The 19168-nt window shown below is 38.1% G+C and carries 14 protein-coding genes; 4 read left to right on the top strand and 10 right to left on the bottom strand.

The window, feature by feature from the left end; translation table 11 throughout:
- Positions 1-2: 2 nt before the first annotated feature.
- From thiS to thiC, 3 genes are read right to left on the bottom strand one after another with little or no spacing between them, the layout of a single operon-like run.
- The gene (gene thiS, locus J7R10_RS02490) at positions 3-200 is read right to left on the bottom strand and encodes a sulfur carrier protein ThiS (protein WP_010704981.1); all 198 of its coding nucleotides are present in this window, start codon (positions 198-200) and stop codon (positions 3-5) included.
- Between the two features lie 3 nt (positions 201-203).
- Positions 204-1154, bottom strand: a complete 951-nt coding sequence (locus tag J7R10_RS02485) for an FAD-dependent oxidoreductase (protein ID WP_010704982.1) — start codon at positions 1152-1154, stop codon at positions 204-206.
- Positions 1151-2986 (bottom strand): phosphomethylpyrimidine synthase ThiC, encoded by a 1836-nt coding sequence (gene thiC, locus J7R10_RS02480; protein WP_010704983.1) that lies wholly within the window; start codon positions 2984-2986, stop codon positions 1151-1153. The genes J7R10_RS02485 and thiC overlap by 4 nt, the downstream gene beginning before the upstream one ends.
- A gap of 1910 nt (positions 2987-4896) precedes the next feature.
- Between thiC and J7R10_RS02475 the strand changes: the two genes are divergently transcribed.
- Positions 4897-5877 (top strand): phage tail protein, encoded by a 981-nt coding sequence (locus J7R10_RS02475; protein WP_010704984.1) that lies wholly within the window; start codon positions 4897-4899, stop codon positions 5875-5877.
- Positions 5878-6840: 963 nt separating this feature from the next.
- Here J7R10_RS02475 and J7R10_RS02470 read toward each other — a convergent pair.
- The 5 genes from J7R10_RS02470 to J7R10_RS02450 form a co-directional block, all read right to left on the bottom strand.
- Positions 6841-7635 (bottom strand): heme ABC transporter ATP-binding protein, encoded by a 795-nt coding sequence (locus tag J7R10_RS02470; RefSeq protein ID WP_010704985.1) that lies wholly within the window; start codon positions 7633-7635, stop codon positions 6841-6843.
- The gene (locus tag J7R10_RS02465; protein ID WP_010704986.1) at positions 7632-8729 is read right to left on the bottom strand and encodes a FecCD family ABC transporter permease; all 1098 of its coding nucleotides are present in this window, start codon (positions 8727-8729) and stop codon (positions 7632-7634) included. Before J7R10_RS02465 ends, J7R10_RS02470 begins: the two co-directional genes overlap by 4 nt.
- 5 nt (positions 8730-8734) lie before the next feature.
- The gene (locus tag J7R10_RS02460; RefSeq protein WP_010704987.1) at positions 8735-9637 is read right to left on the bottom strand and encodes a heme/hemin ABC transporter substrate-binding protein; all 903 of its coding nucleotides are present in this window, start codon (positions 9635-9637) and stop codon (positions 8735-8737) included.
- A gap of 17 nt (positions 9638-9654) precedes the next feature.
- On the bottom strand, positions 9655-10701 hold the full coding sequence (locus J7R10_RS02455) for a hemin-degrading factor (protein ID WP_010704988.1): 1047 nt from the start codon (positions 10699-10701) through the stop codon (positions 9655-9657).
- Between the two features lie 272 nt (positions 10702-10973).
- On the bottom strand, positions 10974-13154 hold the full coding sequence (locus J7R10_RS02450; RefSeq protein ID WP_010704989.1) for a TonB-dependent hemoglobin/transferrin/lactoferrin family receptor: 2181 nt from the start codon (positions 13152-13154) through the stop codon (positions 10974-10976).
- A 238-nt stretch (positions 13155-13392) separates the two neighbouring features.
- On the opposite strand from J7R10_RS02450, the gene J7R10_RS02445 reads away from it, so the two are divergent.
- The gene (locus J7R10_RS02445) at positions 13393-14172 is read left to right on the top strand and encodes an energy transducer TonB family protein (protein ID WP_010704990.1); all 780 of its coding nucleotides are present in this window, start codon (positions 13393-13395) and stop codon (positions 14170-14172) included.
- A 102-nt stretch (positions 14173-14274) separates the two neighbouring features.
- On the opposite strand, the gene J7R10_RS02440 is transcribed toward J7R10_RS02445, so the two are convergent.
- A complete protein-coding gene (locus tag J7R10_RS02440; RefSeq protein WP_010704991.1) occupies positions 14275-16389 on the bottom strand; it encodes a lytic transglycosylase domain-containing protein in 2115 nt (704 codons plus the stop codon).
- Positions 16390-16637: 248 nt separating this feature from the next.
- Here J7R10_RS02440 and dapA point away from each other — a divergent pair, with 248 nt between their 5' ends.
- Together dapA and smpB are read left to right on the top strand one after the other, a co-directional pair.
- Positions 16638-17522 (top strand): 4-hydroxy-tetrahydrodipicolinate synthase, encoded by an 885-nt coding sequence (gene dapA / locus J7R10_RS02435; protein WP_010704992.1) that lies wholly within the window; start codon positions 16638-16640, stop codon positions 17520-17522.
- Between the two features lie 15 nt (positions 17523-17537).
- Positions 17538-18014 carry an SsrA-binding protein SmpB gene (gene smpB, locus J7R10_RS02430; protein WP_004864754.1) on the top strand — a complete coding sequence of 159 codons (477 nt, stop codon included), beginning with the start codon at positions 17538-17540 and terminating at the stop codon, positions 18012-18014.
- Positions 18015-18445: 431 nt separating this feature from the next.
- On the opposite strand, the gene J7R10_RS02425 is transcribed toward smpB, so the two are convergent.
- The gene (locus tag J7R10_RS02425; RefSeq protein ID WP_026501284.1) at positions 18446-19114 is read right to left on the bottom strand and encodes a uracil-DNA glycosylase; all 669 of its coding nucleotides are present in this window, start codon (positions 19112-19114) and stop codon (positions 18446-18448) included.
- Between the last annotated feature and the right edge of the window lie 54 nt (positions 19115-19168).

Below are 19168 nucleotides of genomic sequence, written 5' to 3'. Positions count from 1 at the left end.
TTTTATCCTCCTTGCATTGGGCTTAAAATTTCAATTTTATCTTCTTCATGTAAGACAAATTGACTTCGTGCATTGATAGGAATAACTTCGGCATTCACAGCGGTTGCGAGCCAATTCCCTTCATATCCTAATTCTTCAAGTAAGAGATTGAGAGTCGTAACTTCCGTTTGGATTGTTTCACCATTGATAAATATTTGCATATTTTACTCCAATGCCAATTTTATTGCTCGTTTTGCCATTTCTGGAGATAAAAGGAAACCATGTCTATAAAATCCATTAATAAAAATATGATTACCATGTTTGTACACAGAAGGGAAGTTATCAGGATAGGCTGGTCGTATACCAACACCGGATTCAATAATTTCTGCTTCAGCAAAAGCTGGATGCAAGGTATAAGCTGCATTGAGTAATTCCATCATTGATCGCACTGAGATGGCACCATCAAAGTTACTCTCAATCATTGTTGCGCCAATCATAAAAACATTATTTTGTCGAGGTACAATGTAGAGAGGAAACCGTGGATGGAGAAGGCGAATTGGACGAGAAATTTTAACCTCTGTACTACGAACAAGAAGCATTTCTCCACGTACACCTCGTATATTTTTATCTTTTCCTAAACGTGCTATTCCAGTTGCATCAATAACAATATCAAAATTTGTTTCAGATGTTTCGACATCGACAAAACACGCTTCGTTTTGTATAAGCTTTTCTTTTAAAGTGATAAGTGCTTTACGAGGATCAATATGTACTTCTTTTTCATAAAAGAGAGCATAGTTAAAACGTTCTGCAAGATCCGGTTCAAGATGCGCTATTTCTGCACCGTTGATCGTTTTGTGATTATGGGTGCGCATTGAAAATCGTTCCAGTTCTACCCTATCGCGCATAGGGGCGACAACTAAAGTCCCTTTTTCTATGACAAGATTGGGAAATGTTTTGCGCCACCATTCTATGGCTTGTACACCAAGATCTTCAACAATTTGTTCAGCATTTTCTCTTTCACAGTAAGGTGCGAGCATTCCTCCCGCATACCAACTGGCTGTTCCTATAGGAGAATGAGGCGGAGCAGATAGGGTAACAGAAATACCTTTTTGTTGTAACATAAAGGCAACTGTTAAGCCCCCTATACCCGCACCTTTGATAAGAATATTCTTCACCTGTTAACTCTATTTTTTTGAGTAGAAATAGCATCTACATAAAGATCACCATTCTTTTGATATTTTTCGGACATCACAGTCATACCTTCCTCTTTTGTTTTTCTTATTGCTGCTGCATCACGAATGTCATGGGAAATCCGCATGGAACAAAATTTGGGCCCACACATGGAACAAAAATGCACCAATTTATGCGCTTCTTTAGGCATTGTTTCATCATGGAAAGCACAGGCTGTTTCTGGATCAAGAGAAATATTGAATTGATCATGCCACCTAAAGTCAAATCGCGCACGTGAAAGGGCATTATCGCGCAATTGTGCTCTGGGCAAACCTTTGGCAAGATCAGCCGCATGGGCAGCGATTTTATAAGTGATCACGCCCGTTTTAACATCATTTTTATCGGGGAGTCCTAGGTGCTCTTTAGGCGTTACATAACACAACATAGCAGTTCCAAACCATCCAATCATAGCGGCACCAATTGCGGATGTAATATGGTCATAACCAGGCGCAATGTCAGTGGTAAGAGGTCCCAAAGTATAAAAGGGCGCCTCATGACAGAGCTCTAATTGTTGTTCCATATTTTCTTTAATTTTGTGCATTGGAACATGCCCAGGTCCTTCAATCATAACCTGTACGTCTTTTTCCCAAGCAATTTTTGTCAATTCTCCCAAAGTCTTAAGTTCGGCAAATTGGGCTTCATCATTGGCGTCGGCAATAGAGCCTGGGCGCAGACCATCTCCTAATGAAAGAGAGATATCATACATGCGTGCAATATCACAAATTTCATCAAAATGTTCATAGAGAAAACTTTCTTTATGATGATGGAGACACCATTTTGCCATAATTGAGCCACCACGTGAAACAATACCTGTTACCCGATCAACGGTTAGAGGGATAAAAGGCAATCTTAATCCTGCGTGAATGGTAAAATAATCAACCCCTTGTTCTGCTTGTTCAATGAGTGTATCACGGAAAATATCCCATGTTAAATTCTCCGCAATACCTTGTACTTTTTCGAGTGCTTGATAAAGAGGAACAGTTCCAATTGGAACGGGCGAATTTCTAATAATCCACTCACGGATATTGTGAATATTCCGTCCTGTTGAGAGATCCATAACTGTATCCGCTCCCCAACGAATAGCCCAAACCATTTTATCAACTTCTTCTGCCATAGATGAAGTAACTGCTGAATTGCCAATATTGGCATTAATTTTAACACGAAAATTGCGTCCAATAATCATGGGTTCGCATTCTGGATGATTAATGTTTTGGGGAATAATGGCACGTCCGCACGCAATTTCATTGCGAACAAATTCAGCAGTATAAATTTCTGGTATGGTTCCATTAAAGATTTCATTTGGTTGCACTTTTTGTTGCTCTTGTTTTTCAAGACCTTCATTTTCTCGTATAGCGACATATTCCATTTCTTCAGTAATAATGCCGGCACGTGCATAAGCCATTTGTGTAATTGCTTTGCCCTTTTTTGCTCGCAAAATAAGCCGTTTTTGTTCAAAAGTTGATACAGGGGGAGTATCGTAGGTTCCCCCGTTATCTTCAGATTTAATGAATCGTGCAGGATAAGATTCGGTATCAGCGCGTTTAGAAAGCCAAGATGAGCGAATTGCTGGCAAGCCTTTTGTAATATCAATGATCATATTTTCATCGGTATATGGACCGGAAGTATCATAAATGTTTAAAGGTTTTTCACCATTGCCATCGGTCAGTGAAATTTCACGCAATGAGACACGCACATCAGAAAAAAGAGGACTTTGTTGGTAAATTTTGCGTGAGGCGGGAAAGGGGCTGCAACTGATGGATGGCATATCTTTCTGCATAAACTTTTTCCTTATAAACACATAGTTCAAAAACAGATTGCGATATTAAACGGGAAATATTCAAATTTTAATCAGCTGTGCTTGCGTTAAGGAATGTGTACAATATCGCTAGGCACACCAGATGAAAATCAAAAAGCTTTATTGAAAAAATTGATGCAATATTTTTCATAATATTTGCGCTACCCCCACTTAAAGGATTTTTGTTAGCATGACTATGGTTAGCTTAAATATCTATATTGTCAATCGCAAAGATATGTTTTGAACGGGTTTTATGTATTTTGGGGAATGAAAGTAGGAACTATAAAGTGGAAAGATACAATACAAAATTTTTTTATAAAGAACAGTAAGAGCAAAAATTTATTGCTAAACTGAGAGGGCTTATGTTTATTGCTTCTCTTAAGTTTTATTTTTCATATTTCATGTAGCTTTCTGATTCAATAGGTGGTCTTTAGAAATTGGTACTCTTATCAGTACTCTTGTTTTCTGTTTAGAAAAAATTGCTTTGAGTTATGATAGTTCTTCTCCTGAAATTATGGCAAGTATTATTGCTTATTGCATATTTTTTTAATTCGCGTGCTCATTTTTATACTTAATCGTGCGTTTAGGATATTTCTCATGCTTTTTGGAATAGCAGGATCGATCACCAAAACAGTTTGGCGAATGCTGACTCTGATATTGCAATAAGGATGGAGAATGCCAATAATGACAAGGATTTGGTCGGACTCTTCAGCGTTTTGCTGATATGCCTTGGAGTTTATTGCTCTTGCAAAAAAAATCTGTATATAATAAAATAGAAGGCAAGCTAGATGTACTAGCTGTGAGAAGGGTAGAAGGTTACAAAAATTGAGTTTCGAAGATTCGTGGTGCGCCTTTTCAGGGGGGAGGGATGTGGTTATACTTCTAAATTCATGTAAGGCAATCGGTTACAGTCTTCAAGTTTGATGAGAGATGCGTCTTTAGTATATTTAGCATATAATTCTCGGGTTATGAAGTTAAAGCGTGGGGGAGTTGTCTGTATTGAGAGATATCCTTTGTGCTGCTTTAGATTGAAAATACTAGGCGTTCAATAAGGGGGTGGGTATTGATCTGGTAAAAGCAGTTTTCAGAACAATTTAATAAAATAAGATATGTTTGAAGAGATTTTTGTATGCAGAGAGAAATATGATGAGGAATGCAAAAAATATAAAGAAAATTTTTTAGCTTGTTTAATAAAGAAAACGATCAATAAAAATCATAGCCTATTTTAAATGAGGATAAAGCAAAATAACTTGAAAAATTTTGCAACCACAGATCAAAAGATAGCAGTTAAAAAATCACAGTTATTTGTATAATTTCTAACACACGATATGTGTCACAAAATCCCTTGCTGTGGATTTGATATAACTGCGGTTGGATGTAATTACCTATCAGTTAAATAAGAAGCGAATTGATACACTTGAAAAGCCCAATAAAGCCTACTGTACTTTCTAGCACCCCCAACACTTTAAACGTTATTGAGTCAAAAATATCTCATGCTGTGTGCACAGAGTGTTCTGCATATTGTAGACTTTTACAACAAACTGAAGATTCCAAAGTATAACCGCCTCATGACAAAGAGGTAATAAGAGGCAAGTAATACCAAATGGGATGATTATATCGCAAGCGAAAGGCCTTGAGACTGGTTTTATAAAAAAGATGGATTGAATGCATTTGATTGGGAAGGAATAAAAAGAAAAACAAATGACAAATACAGGTTACTATAGCAAAAGTGATGTATCGACGAATAATAGCGTTTTTTACTTTTTAGTACGTATTGGCAGTCTTATGACTGTTAATTAATAGACCTATTGATGAAGAAGAGTTGCTTCATGGGGGGAAGCAAAAAGAAATGAAGTTATGAGAAGAGTTATTGAAAATAATGGGGGATAATAATGTCTAATATTTACGATTGGTCGTTAAAGGCTGATGAAAATGCCAATTCAGATAGTATCATTAATTGGGCAGAAGGGCAGCTGCCTAGTTCTGTCAATGATAGTGCACGGGCGATGATGCAACGTGTGCGTGAATATCTTGCAGATAATGGTGGTTCTCTTGATTCAAGCTTTATGGTGAATGTAGAAGACAAAACAACATTGATTACGTTAAAGACAGCTTCACCTATAGAGAAATATAAAAATGACATCATCATACGTTTTAAGTCTCGTGGCGTGAATATTGGCACGACGATAATAACCGTTAATAGCATAGGGGAGAAGCCAATCTATAAGGCAACCAATGCGGGTATTATACCATTAGAAGGCGGAGAGCTACAAACAGATGGCATTTACGAGATAGTCTATAATAGCAATGTTTCAAGAGAAGATCGTGATGGTTGGTATCTCTTAAACCCTACACCTCTCCCACCACCAAAGGTAGAACCCTTTCCTTGCGGGTTTATTGCGACATTTGCTATGCAAGAAATGCCCAATGGCTGGCTTTTATGCGATGGTGCTGTTTATAAACGCAAAGATTATCCGCAGTTATTCAAGGCAATAGGTGATAAATGGGGAAAAGACAGTAATACAACCTTTAAAGTTCCTGACTTTAGAGGGATGTTTTTACGCGGTTTTGATAATGGCCGTGGTCTGGATTCCAATAGACAGTTTGCAAAAGAGCAGCAAGATTCCATAAAATTACACGAGCATGTTTGCACCATTGAAAGGGCAGGTGAGCATACGCACAATTTTCAATATGATGGGGTAGGATGGAGTGCTAATGATATTGGTAGAAGAAACCCAAGTTATCACTATCAAATCATTACAGGGACAACACAATCGGCCGGCGCACATACGCACAAGGCAACCATTTCTCCAACAGGTGAGAGAGAAACAAGACCTGTGAATACAACCGTTGTTTATGCTATAAAATCATAAGGATTAGTGAGTGATCAATAATTTGTTTGCTTTTAGTGAAATTGTTAACGCGGAACAATTCCGCGTTATTTATTTATTCAAATAATAAGAGATTCAGCTACTATGAATAAGTTCCTTAAGAGTTTTAAACGCTCTTTGAGGGATCAGGAAGCATTTTCAAATAGCTGTAGAGCTAAGAGGATAATTTATTAACGAGAGAAATATCAATTACTTTTTCTTTGTAAAGCTCTAATCACATAGAGAAAATACATAAAAGCCATTTAAAATTTAATCGTTAAGCTGTCTGAAAATATCTATTTTGGTAACGTGTTTTGTAAAATGTATAAAATTACTCAATGCAGGGTAAAAAGAATACTCTATTTGTAATATCTCTTATTCCTTGAAGAAGAACAAACCTTTGCCTTTCAAGCCAGCACAGTCATTATATTTGTCAGCTCGCAATATCGCAACTGTTCTTGCATTACGGTGGTCTACAAGAAGCATACTTGGTCAATTTTCAAAGAGGGTTTATCCATGGGGCAATTTTTCTACATACCAATAAACAATTTTTTGCATCAAGCAAAAGAAAGAAAAATAAGAAAATATCACGATACCCATGGGTTTTATTTAGTAGAGACATAGTGCATGATCATTACAGAAACATTGCGTGTATTCTTTACTTTATTTTCATAAAGATCAGTATAGCAGAAATAGAGGGACAATTCCTCATTTAGGTTATGAAAAGAAGATATGACAGTATAACAAAGTTTTAAATATTTTTATCCAGTAAAGTTTGAAGACTTTTTAACACGCATATTGTTTCTGGAATATTTCTGGAGCAAGATCTTATCAAAAAATGACATATCACGATACAGAAAAGAATTATTGAAAACCAAAACAACTTTCAAATGCATCTTATCTATTTTATGTGAGCTAGATACTTTAACTCTTTGATTTAACTAAACAGATTTTAAAAAACTTATTTTATAGGCAGGATGCTGTTTGAGGGAGTATAAATGGAACATCTGCTTTAGGTAATTCAGAAACAATTAAGGGACAATGATAAACATCACGGAGATTTTGTGTTGTCAAAACCGTAGAAGCATTTCCCTCACAATGAATCTTTCCTTGCTTTAGCAATATCATTTTATCTGCATAGTGTGAGGCAAGGTTGAGATCATGAAGAACAGCAAGAACACCACCGCCACAACGGGCAAAATTTTTGGCAAGATCCATAACAACAAGCTGATGTTGAATATCAAGGCTAGCAATAGGTTCATCTAAGATCATCCAACGAGAAACTCCACGAGAAACAGGTTCCCAGACTTGGCAAAGTACACGAGCAAGTTGCACCATAGATTGTTCTCCTCCTGACAATTTATGATAATATCGCTTTCCATAGTTCGCAAGTCCGACGCGTTCCAAAGCTTTTTGGGTAAGATTTTGTAATTCAGTTTTGGCAATGGTAAGTTGATTGACAGAAAGAGCAAGTTCTACAACTTCATGGACTAAGAACGGAAATGCGAGCATTGTTGATTGTGGAAGCACTGCACGCATTTTTGCCATTTTACAAGTTTTTGTTTGGCGAACATCATAACCATTTAAAGTGATTTTCCCACTGTAGGGAAGCTCTCCACTCAGCGCTTTGATGAAAGTGCTTTTTCCAGATCCATTGGGACCGATAATAATGGTAAAGTCCCCACAATTTGCATGAAGGTCTATATGGTTAAGAATTTGTTTTTTTCCGCGTTGAACGCAAATATTCGTTGCCTCAATCATGAAAAGTTTGTTCCTCTTTTGTGTATAAGAATCCACAGGAAAAAAGGTGCACCAAAAAGTGCTGTAACGATCCCAATTGGTAATTCTGCGGGGGCAACAACTAAGCGCGCAAAGGTGTCAGCGAAAATAAGTAATGCCGCTCCTAAGAGAGCAGAGCAAGGAATAAGATAACGGTGATCTGGACCAATGAGCTGACGCAAAATATGAGGAACAACAATACCAATAAAACCAATTCCTCCACTAATAGCAACTGCACTCCCACACATAAGGGCAACAAGGAGAATAGCAAGATTTTTAATCCGTTGGATATGAAAACCAATATGGCCAGCAACAGCTTCTCCAAGAGCAAGAGCATCAAGTGCTCGTGATAAAAGGGGCGAAAAAAGAAGACCAACACAGATAAAAGGAAAAACAAGCCAAACTTTTAACCATGTAGCACCTGCAAGAGAGCCAAGATTCCAAAAAGTGATATCACGCAGTTGTTGGTCATTTGCAATGAAAATGAGTGTTCCAACAACAGCACTGCTTAAAGCACCAAGTGCAATACCTGCAAGAAGCATTGTAGCAATAGAGGTAAAACTATGATGCGTTGCTATTGTATAAAGGACAATTGTTGAGAGAAGTCCGCCAGAAAAGGCACCTATGATTACTTTGTAAGGTTCTAGAAAAGGTGCCAAGGAAGCAGGAAAGGCAATACCAATAACAATTGCTAAAACAGCACCAAGACCAGCCCCTGCTGAGACGCCTATAATTCCAGGATCTGCAAGAGGATTACGGAAAAGTCCTTGCATGAGAACACCAGAGACAGCGAGAGCAGACCCAATCAATAACCCCAAAATGACGCGGGGCAGCCTAATATCAATAAACACGAGATAATCGCGTGTCTTATGACTCACTGAAAAGTCTTGCGTAAGCATTCCATGAAGAAAATCAAAGAAAGAAACGTTTGAAGCTCCATTCAAAATTCCAGCAAAAATGCTGAAGATGAGGAATATGATGAGACCTAAGAGTACAACCTTTCTCAAATTCGCACGATCTATTTTTTTATTTTCATTTGTTTCAGGTGTATACATTATGGATGTGCTATTTACCATTTTGATCAGCTCTTACCCTTTTGGTTTTCACCATAAAGCATATGAATAAGTTCTCTTGATGCATCCGCAGTGCGTGGACCAAATCCTAAAAGATACATAGTATCCATCTGTTTAATAGCATGATTTTTGGCTGCATTTGTTGCTTGGATTGCTGGAATAGCTAAAATCTTTTCAAGATTAGCGGATTTTCCACCGTGCTTTACAAGTAAAATAACATCAGGATTTGATTTTAATAACGCTTCACCATTTAGTAGTTTATACCCTTTGTAATCGGTGATGGCATTGATACCACCTGAAAGTTTTATCATACCATCTGCAGCTGTACCTGTTCCAGATGCCATAACACGGCCATTTTGTACGGAAAAAATAAAAAGAACACGCTTTGGTTTTGTTACCTTTGCCAAAAGAGCATCATTGTCCACGAAATCACGACTTATTTTTTTTATGAGTGTAGCCGCTTCTGCTTCACGATGAAGTGCTTTACCAACAAGACGAATCTTTTCTATAACATTTTCTCGAGAGAAGTCTTCTGGCACGATCACTATAGGAATCGATGTTTTTTTAAGGATTTCAATTGTTGAAGGAGGTCCACTTCCTTCAACCAGCAATATACCTTCTGGAGCAAGTGATAAAACACCTTCAGGTGAAAGAGCGCGCATATATCCGAGTACAGGAAGTTTGAGCGCTTCTTGTGGATAAATGCTTGTACTATCACGGGCGACAAGTTGATCTTGTGCGCCCAATGCATAAACGATTTCTGTAAGAGAGCTACCAATGGAAACAATACGTGCATTTTTAGAAAAGTGTGTTGTAGGTTCAGCGTATACTGGTTGTGAAAAGAAGGGAAGAGAGAGCAGTATGAAAATAAGAAAAAAATTTAGTACTTTACGCAAAAAAAGTTTAATCATGCTCAACTTTACCTTATTTAAGCGATTGCTGTTTCTCTATATGAAGGTAAACTCTTCAATAAAGAGCGCCAATCTTCACGTTCTTTTTGGCCTTCCTTTCGCATGCCAAAGAATTGAACAATCATCTCATTATTTTTATCAAAAACTTCAAGTGAGCTTACATAACCATCATTTGTAGGTTTGCGAACATCCCATACTCTATCGATTCCAGAAAGTAACAAATGCATGTCGAATTTATGGTCGAGAATATTAATCCAAGGACCCATGGCTTTAATGTTTTTTATTTTCCCACTAAAAATTTGGATACACCCTCTATTGCCAATAAAGCACATAATTGGAATTTCCTGTTGTGCAGCTTGGTTTAGCATTATTTCAATAGCGTCCTCACTTAACGCGTTAGAAAATTCACTACCAGCATATTTCACAGCGTCATGCCGATTCATTTTTAGTTCAGAAATAATTTCATGAAGTTGATGTACATCAGTCATGTTTCGCCAACGATCTCGAAAATGCTCAATATCTAGCTTTTCTACATCACATTGAACTGGGGTTGGAGCAGGAAGAATATCAAGAACAGGGGATTGATTCTCATGAAGCAATTTATCAACAAGTCCATTCCACTCTTCCATATTTGTTGTATCGGTAGGATAGAGCTTAAAAATAGAAAAGCCGCTTTGATCAAAAAATTGTAGACTTTTCGTAGGTTTTCCAGAAACAATCATATCATATTCGAAGCCAAATTTCCATTGTTTTGGAAAAATACGTAAGTCAATTTCACCGAGCGTGATTGGAACATGTTGGCTTTGAACAATCTCTCCAAAACATCCTGTTATTTCATGAACAGCATATTCATTACGTGTCAATGCCATCACTGTTCCAAGTTGAGGAGCACTTTCTAGGAAAGTTGCAACATGGGCATGTAGTCTTTTTGCTTTCCCAATTGTACAATAGGCCGCAACAAATTCTGCCTCAGATATACCAATAGAGACTGCAAAATCACGATTCCGCATCTCTTTTTTTTCTTCACGCAAACGAATAATCATTTCGGCTGTATAGGATGACATGGACTTATCCTCATGTTAATTTTAGAGAGTTAACGTTCAAAATTTTATCATTACCAAGGCAATAGGTTGAGCCATTCTCAACGAATGACTCAACCCTTCATCAAATAAGCCCCTAATAATCAACAGCAGAACAACCAAAAATTGACAAATGAGGAAGAAATAAAGTTTTTCTTTCAAGTCTTTGTAATTTAAAGAAAAATGAGGAAAGAAACACAATAATTTATCCTTTTATTGATACAATTTTCTATTGATCTAAGAATTAACAGAAGTGACTAAAACTTTTGCACGAATGATACCTTAAAGTTACGACCAGGTTGGCTATAATAATCATCTGGTGTTGCACTTTTACTTGCAGGAAGATCATAGACATTCCAATATTTTGTATTGAACAGATTATAAACACCAGCTCTTACAACAAGCCCTTTTTCACCAAAGGGTTTCCACCATCCTGATATATCAACAATGTTATACCCAGGAACTTTGGGGGTGCTAGATTCTTGAGTAGTTTTATCACGTTTCACAGATGAAGTAAGTATGACGTCTGCTCCCCAAAATTCTTTTGCGTATCCTAGTCCAACAACCGTTTTTAAAGGTTGAATTGAACTGAGACATTCATTTTTATCAAGATCTTTTCCTTGCGAATAGACAAGGGCAAAATTGCTACGGAAACCACTATTAAGAGCCAAATGTATTTTTGCTTCAACACCAGAAATACGGACATTCGAACGATTCATGTAATGCCGACGCGCAAATCGGAATTCTTCTGATGGTCCTTTATCGACAGTATCTATGAAATTTTTATATTGATTGACAAAGGCACTAAACAAACCACCGAAGCTCTTATCTCCATATTTTAGGCCTATATCATACCCATTGCTTATTTCTGCTTTAAGATCAGGATTTCCTTTCACATAATAAGCGGAGGGCTTGATATAAGAGACATAAAGTTCTGAACTGCTTGGTGCGCGAAAAGCTTGCGCCCATTGAGCATAGAGAGTTACTTGATTACGAACATCCCACTCCATCCGTAGCTTAGGAGAGAAATGTGAGCCATTTCTTTCAGGAGGGAATTTATCAGAAATCAGTGCTTTTTCATAAGAAGAGGTTTTTTCAGGGATATGCTTATACCAATCGTAACGAACTCCAGGTGTTACCCGGAAACGGTTATGAGCAAAGCCAATTTCATTTTCAAAAGCGAAACCAAAATTGTAGCTCTTCGTATCCGGTGAATCTGATCGATTAGCAGGAACAAAAAGACATCCCCATGCATATTCCTTCACATGACAATTATCTCTTCCTAACAAATAATGATAAAATTGAGAAGATGAAGCATGAGCAGCAAACTTCAACGTATGGCTTACAGTGCCAATATTCAATTTTTTGTGAGCATGAGCATTTAAACCATAATTAGTGTTGCGCACAAGATTATCTCTCAAATAATCTCCTTTTGGCGCGCTAACACGAAAGCCACTCATAATATCATTATTGGATTGCTTCAGCCAGTAAAGTTGCCCGTGAAATGTATCAAAAACTTTATCCCCGCTACCACTGTAATCATAAGAAAGAGAAAGACGTTCACGGCGTTTATTATCTTGATCGTAAACAGAGCCTGGAGAGTATCTTTCACTCATATTTAATAAATGCGTGTTTTTGCTATAACCAAAGCGTTCTGCTGTAAAACCAAGTCGATGGTTATCATTGAAATATTGATGAACTTTAAAAAGCAAATTATTTTGGTCAAAATGAGCGGGATTTTTACGTGTACGTTTTTCGTGATACCCCTCTATGGTTCCCATATTTTTGCGCTCATGCCCTTCCGTATGAGATCCTTGGAAAAGCAAAAATGTTTGTCGGACACGCACAGCAAAAGCCTGATCTATCCGCCAACTATTATTAACAGAATGATAACCACCTTTTATAAGACTCCCCCAATCCTTCTCTTCAGTGATAAGGTCTTCCGGATTAAGGGTACGTAAAGCAACGACGCCCCCTAGTGCACCGGATCCATAAAGACTAGAATCTGATCCTTGAATAATATCGAATGTAGAAAGAGCGCTAAAGTCAAATGTCGTGTTTCCACTGTTTCCACGCAATATATCATTAAGCCATGGAAGAACAATACCATCCATCGTTATAAGAATACGATCTGCATTTAAACCACGAACTACAAAACTGTTTTTCTCTGAGTTATAAGCTATGGATGGATCAAGACGACTAATTTCATGGGCATCACTTATTTGCTGTTCATCGATATCCTTAGCAGTTTTACGATCAGTTAGAATGGTTACTGAACCTGAAGCTCCCTCTATTTTTTTCCCTTTAATAACAATCGGCTTAAGTTCAGTTATAGCACTGCTCTCCTTGTTTTGCGCAAAAACAAATGAAGGGATACAGACTGATAACGCACTTAAAACCAGGCAGCTTTTATGGATATTTCTTTGTCTTATTCGCATAACACATCATAACCTTTTCTTAAACATCCCCTCTCTAGCTCGAAACTATAAAAAACGCTTGACTTAAACCATTACATAATGAGCCAGCCAAGCAAAAGTGGTTTGATTTTAGCAAAAAACCACGCAGAAATCATATTAAACATGACAAAAGCAGTCAAGAAAAAAAGTTGCATTTTCAAAAGAGCTTGTTTTAATGAAGTTAGAGACCAATTAAGATTAGAATAGCGGCAGAAAGACTATGATTTTTACAAATACGAAGCGGTTATTAACTCTTTGGATTGGTGCGTTTATTTGCGCTTTTTCTTTGCATATAGTATTGGGAGCACAGTTCTCTTTTCAGAGTACTGGTGTAAGTAAAGATACGCTCTCACCTATTGTTATACTGACTGTTGTGCAAGAAGCTGTATATCCAGATGTCGACACAGATTTTTCGGATCTTGAGAAAGATCTATCGAATATGAATACAGAAGAAGAGTTACAGTCTGATCTTTCACAACAGGAATCGGAGAACTTCGACGCTATGGATGAGGTTCAACCTGATGAGCTTCAGCATACTGAAGAAAAAAGTGATTTTGCACTTCTCAAGTCCTTGGAGAAACCTTATCCTCAAGAAGTAGAGCGTAAAGTGATCGATAAAAAACCTATACCGATACCAAAGGCTATAGTAAGGCAGTCCACTGTAAAGAGGGCACGTTCGTCCACCATCCATCAGAGTGGCGATGCAGCAGCACGTGAGGATGCATTGTTAGTAGAATGGTTGGCAAAGGTACAGACGCAATTAGAAATGCAAAAAAAATATGTTGTAGGACAGCGTAACAGTTCTGCAAAAGGAACAGTGAAGTTAGAATTTAGGGTGCATGAGCAAGGGAGTATTTTTTCTAGCCGTGTTGTAGTCTCTGCGGGTGATCCAGAACTTGATCGATTAGCTATGACGGCGCTTTCCCGTGTTGGCTCTTTTCCTCCACCACCACCATCAAAAGTGAACAAAATTATTAGAGTATCATTGATATTTAGCTGACTTCTATGGGATTTATGATTCATTTTCACATATTTTATGTTTGTTGCTATGATATTGTCGTTTGTGGGTTAAGAAATGAGAATGAACGACAAGATCATTATATTACTTCCATCGACCGTAAAGAAGATCAGCTTTCATATCTGTTTTCCCAGTAAGTCTTGCTTTATAGACTTCATAATTCTCCATAACACGCATCACGTAATTACGTGTTTCTGTATAGGGAATGCGTTCAATCCAATCGATGACTTTATCAAGAGATTGCCCTCGAGGATCGCCATAACGTTCTATCCATTCATTGACACGACGAGAGCCTGCATTATAACCAATAAGAGTTAAGATATAGGATCCATTAAAACGTTCCAATTGTTCACTGAGAAAATAGGCACCTAATGTAGCGTTATAGCTGGCATCGCTACTCAGTTTTTTGGGTGACCATGTGATTGAATATTTCTTTGCAAGTGCTTTTGCTGTCGTAGGCAGGAGTTGGAGGATGCCTCGTGCGCCTGCTTTTGATATAGCTGTCGGGTTAAATTCACTTTCTTGGCGCGCTATAGCATAAACAAGTGCTTGTCCTGCGGCTGATACGTTGGCAGAGGTTGGTATAGCACCTATAGGATGGGAAAGTGCACCAACATTTTTACCTTGAAAAACGGCATTTTTTCCGATTTTGAGACTGGTATAATAGTCTCCATTTTTTTCTGCCATTACTGCCAGAAGCGCTAATTCGCCAGGGCTTTCTATTTTTTTGCCAAGTTCTCTGTAAAAAATTTTAGCTAACTGAGCATAACCTGCTGCTTCAAGGCGTTGAATTGCTTTAATAGCATTGCGTGCGCTAAAGCGTTGTCGTTCAAGGGCTGTTGGTTTAGGAAAAAAAAAGTCGAGTTTTTTTTTGTTAAGCCGTGCAGCTGCTAATTGTCCATAATAAGTTGCACCAAAATGAGCAGCACGATGAAAATAATTTTGTGCACTTTTATGTTCACCTAAAGTTTCTGCCGCACGTCCCATCCAATAATATCCACGGGATGCAGAAAGAGGTGTAGAAGATAATTGGGGAATACGCGAAAAATGGTGTATTGCCAATTTAGGGTCATGAAGAAACCGTAGCGCATACCAACCTGCATGAAATTCAGCATCGACTGCCAATAAAGATGGCATACCAGTGTGTGTGGCCACGAGTTGATAAGCAATTTTAGGTTTGTTTAAATCAAGCATTTCGCGAGAAAGTGCACGTTGCTCTTTCCATAATGCAGGAGGGTTTATAAGTCTTAAGACATTTCTTGGTGTGTTCATCAGAAGTGTTGTGGCTTCATTATATTGTCCAGTTCGCCGAAGATAGCGAATTCGAGCGAATTGTAAGAGAGGATTTTTTTGCCATGATCTCTCTACGGCCCGTAATTTTTGTGCGGCTCTAGGATCATTTTTTTCAACGGCGACAAAAGCATTAAAAAGAGATTGAGCATGAGCTAATTTTGCAACGCGCACTGCTGAATCAAAGTGATGTGCATAAAGCATGAATTGCATGCGTTTTAGATGATCAATAGGTTTTAATGCAGCACGTGCATTTTTAAGAATAAGTTCTTCTTCTTTCGCATTGAGTTTTGTTTTATGCCACCATGGTGCAATAATTTGATGAGCACGGGTGGTTTGTCCAGTTGCGATAAGTGCTTTCGCAAAGAGAGCCATACCTTGTGCTGTTAAGGGGGGATGATGAGCAAATTTTTGGATAATCACATGTGTGGAATTTGTTTCATTGATAAAAGCACGTTCAGCATTACATTGCATAATATCTATGCCGGGCCATCCTTTTAGCTCGTTGATTGCATTGAATATTTCAGAACTTGGGACATTGGCTTGGCTTGATATACCGATTGCCCATATCAAAATATGATAATCAAGGCTATTTTTTTCCATTGAATTACGAAGACTTATTGTTTTTGCAATATCATTATTTAAAAGTGCATCTAAACCAGCTTTAAGGTATTTAAGAGGAGCATTATTATGCAGCGGCGTAGGAGGGCTGTGGTTTGCCTTATAAACCTGTCCAAGAGATTCCTGTGCTTCTTTTTTTGTGACAAAGGGAATAGGGCGCGCTAGAGGAATTGGGGCTTTTCCGGGCAAAAGGCGTGTCTGTGCACAGGCATTTGAAAATGAAATTGTTTTTGCCAGTATAAGTACAGTAAAGGTTTGCACAAAAAAAGGGACAGAAAGTGGGCGCATAGAGAAAAAAACCTTGAGACATTGCTTTTTGAAAACACTCAAGAATCTCTAAAACACAAGGGTGAAAAACGCGTTAATGTGGGCTGATACTTTAAAGAAATATGCAAAATTGAAGGAGACATATGCTAAATCTTATGAGAACTATCGTGAAATTCATCTTGCTTCAATAATAGAGCAGGACTATGCTCTATTATTGCTAATTTATAAAGGCCATAAAAAAATAAAGAGAACATTAAAGGAAGTTTATCATGCTCAAGGGAGCTGTGACCGCGCTTATCACACCGTTTGATGATGAAGGCGCTATTGATGAGAAAGCGTTTTGCAATTTTGTTGAGTGGCAGATTGTACAAGGTATTAACGGTGTAAGCCCTGTTGGAACAACAGGTGAATCACCGACTTTAAGCCATGAAGAGCATAAGAAGGTTATAGAATTGTGTGTGGAGCAAGTTGCTAAGCGTGTTCCTGTTGTTGCTGGAGCAGGATCCAATAGTACGAGTGAGGCTGTAGAGCTTGCTCAACATGCGCAAAAGGCAGGTGCAGATGCAGTCCTAGTAGTCACTCCCTATTATAATAGGCCTAATCAGTCTGGTTTATACGCGCATTTTTCTTCCATTGCGAAAGCTATTTCTATCCCTATTATAATCTATAATATTCCCGGTCGTTCTGTGATCGATATGGCTGTGGAAACTATGAGAGATCTTTGTCGGGATTTTAAAAATATCATTGGTGTTAAAGATGCAACGAGCAAAATTGAACGTGTGAGTGAACAACGTGAAAAGTGTGGCGAGGATTTTGTGCAGCTTTCTGGTGATGATTGTACAGCATTAGGTTTTAATGCACATGGAGGTGTAGGGTGCATTTCGGTTTCCTCTAATGTTGCTCCCAAACTCTGTGCACAACTTCATGAGGCTTGTTTGCGTGGTGATTATAAAACAGCCTTCAAATTAAATGACCGCCTGATGCCTCTCAATCGTGCAGTATTTATTGAACCCAGTCCTGCAGGTATTAAATATGCTGCCGCAAAATTAGGATTTTGTAACGATATTGTCCGTTCTCCAATTGTTCCATTAAAAGATACCACAAAGAAGATCATTGATGCGGCTCTGTTCCATGCGGGTCTGCTTAAAGAATAAAATGATAGAGTAGTCATGAACAAAAAGAAGAACGTGCCAGTACGAAAAATAATTGCTGACAATCGGAAAGCCCGTTTTAATTATGAAATTCTCGATAATCTTGAGGCGGGTTTGGTACTTCATGGTGCGGAAGTGAAGTCATTGCGTTCCAATCAGGCCAATATTGCTGAAAGCTATGCTAGCTTTGAAAATGGCGAATTATGGCTCGTGAACAGTTATATTCCTGAATATACGCAAGCTAATCGTTTTAATCATGAGCCACGTCGTTTGCGTAAATTATTAATTTCAAAACGTGAAATGGCACGATTTTTTAATGCGACTTCTCGTGAGGGAATGACACTTGTTCCCCTTAAATTGTATTTTAATGAAAGAGGATGTGCTAAGTTGGAAATTGCCCTAGCACGTGGGAAAAAGCTTCATGATAAACGCGAAACGGAAAAAAAACGTGATTGGGGACGCGAAAAAGCAAGGCTTTTAAAAAAATATGGATGAAAAAATTGGTTTGTATATCTTTATTCATGCGCTTTTTAAAGAAACATCTCTTAAGGTACTCAAGCCTATTTCGCGGTACCAGCCGTGGATGGTGTATTGGTAAATCCATTGAGCACGACCATCTTTACGCTTGTGAAGGTGCAAGTTGGCTTCATCATTCTATTTGCTAGTTCCCAATGTTGCGATAGCTCTTTTGCAATAGCTCTTGCATTAAGCCGATTCATAAGAGGTATTTTTACTCTTTTCTTTCTTTTAAATATTTTGCCCACATGTCAGTCCCGTTTGTGACCGGCAAGGAAATGCTTTTGATTGATTCTACATAAAACAGGCTTGAAATGAGAGAATCTGAACAGTATTCGTGTCACTCACTTAACATGCAAAATAATAAAACACCATTACGAATCCATGTTTTCATATAGCTTTAGGAAATTTCAGCATTGTTCTAGATATGTTTTTGCTGCTTCAAAAATTTGATGGAACATAGCATCCGTTAAGCGGCCAGTATTGGTATTATAGCGTGAACAGTGATAGCTTGAAAAGATACGTAATCCTCCGATATCATTTATTTTTCCATGTCCGAAAGGATGGGCTAAAATTTTTGCATTGAGAGCGCGTAGAGTGGAATGATGCGCAATAGTGCCAAGGGTGATAACAGCTTTAAGTTTAGGAAGATTTGTTAAAAGAGGGGAAAAGAAATATCGGCAAGTATTGATTTCTGCACCAGTGGGTTTGTTTTCTGGTGGAACACAACGAACTGAGTTGACAATTGCTACATCAATCAATTCAAGAGTGTCGTCTGCTCTTTCTTCGAAGGTACCTTGGGCAAAACCAAATTTTTTTAGAGTGGAATAAAGTAAGTGTCCAGCATAATCACCAGTGAATGGGCGTCCAGTTCGATTTGCTCCGCGTAACCCAGGGGCAAGACCCACAATGAGAAGCCGTGTTGTTGTTGCACCTTTATAGGGAAAGAATGGGCGCACCGGTGCATTATACCAACTTGGTTCTTTTATACGCCAGTCAGAAATGAACTTGTGTAAGCGTGGGCATAAATTGCAGTTTTGTGCGGGTTCTGGGCAAAGCGATGTTAATTGGCTATTCATAGACATTAATTGTTTTTTATAAAAATTCTTTTGAGTTGTTTATGAGGTGTATGA

The sequence above is a fragment of the Bartonella vinsonii subsp. berkhoffii ATCC 51672 genome, from assembly GCF_902825225.1.
Taxonomy (GTDB): domain Bacteria; phylum Pseudomonadota; class Alphaproteobacteria; order Rhizobiales; family Rhizobiaceae; genus Bartonella; species Bartonella berkhoffii.
This window is presented reverse-complemented; position numbering and strand designations above follow the sequence as displayed.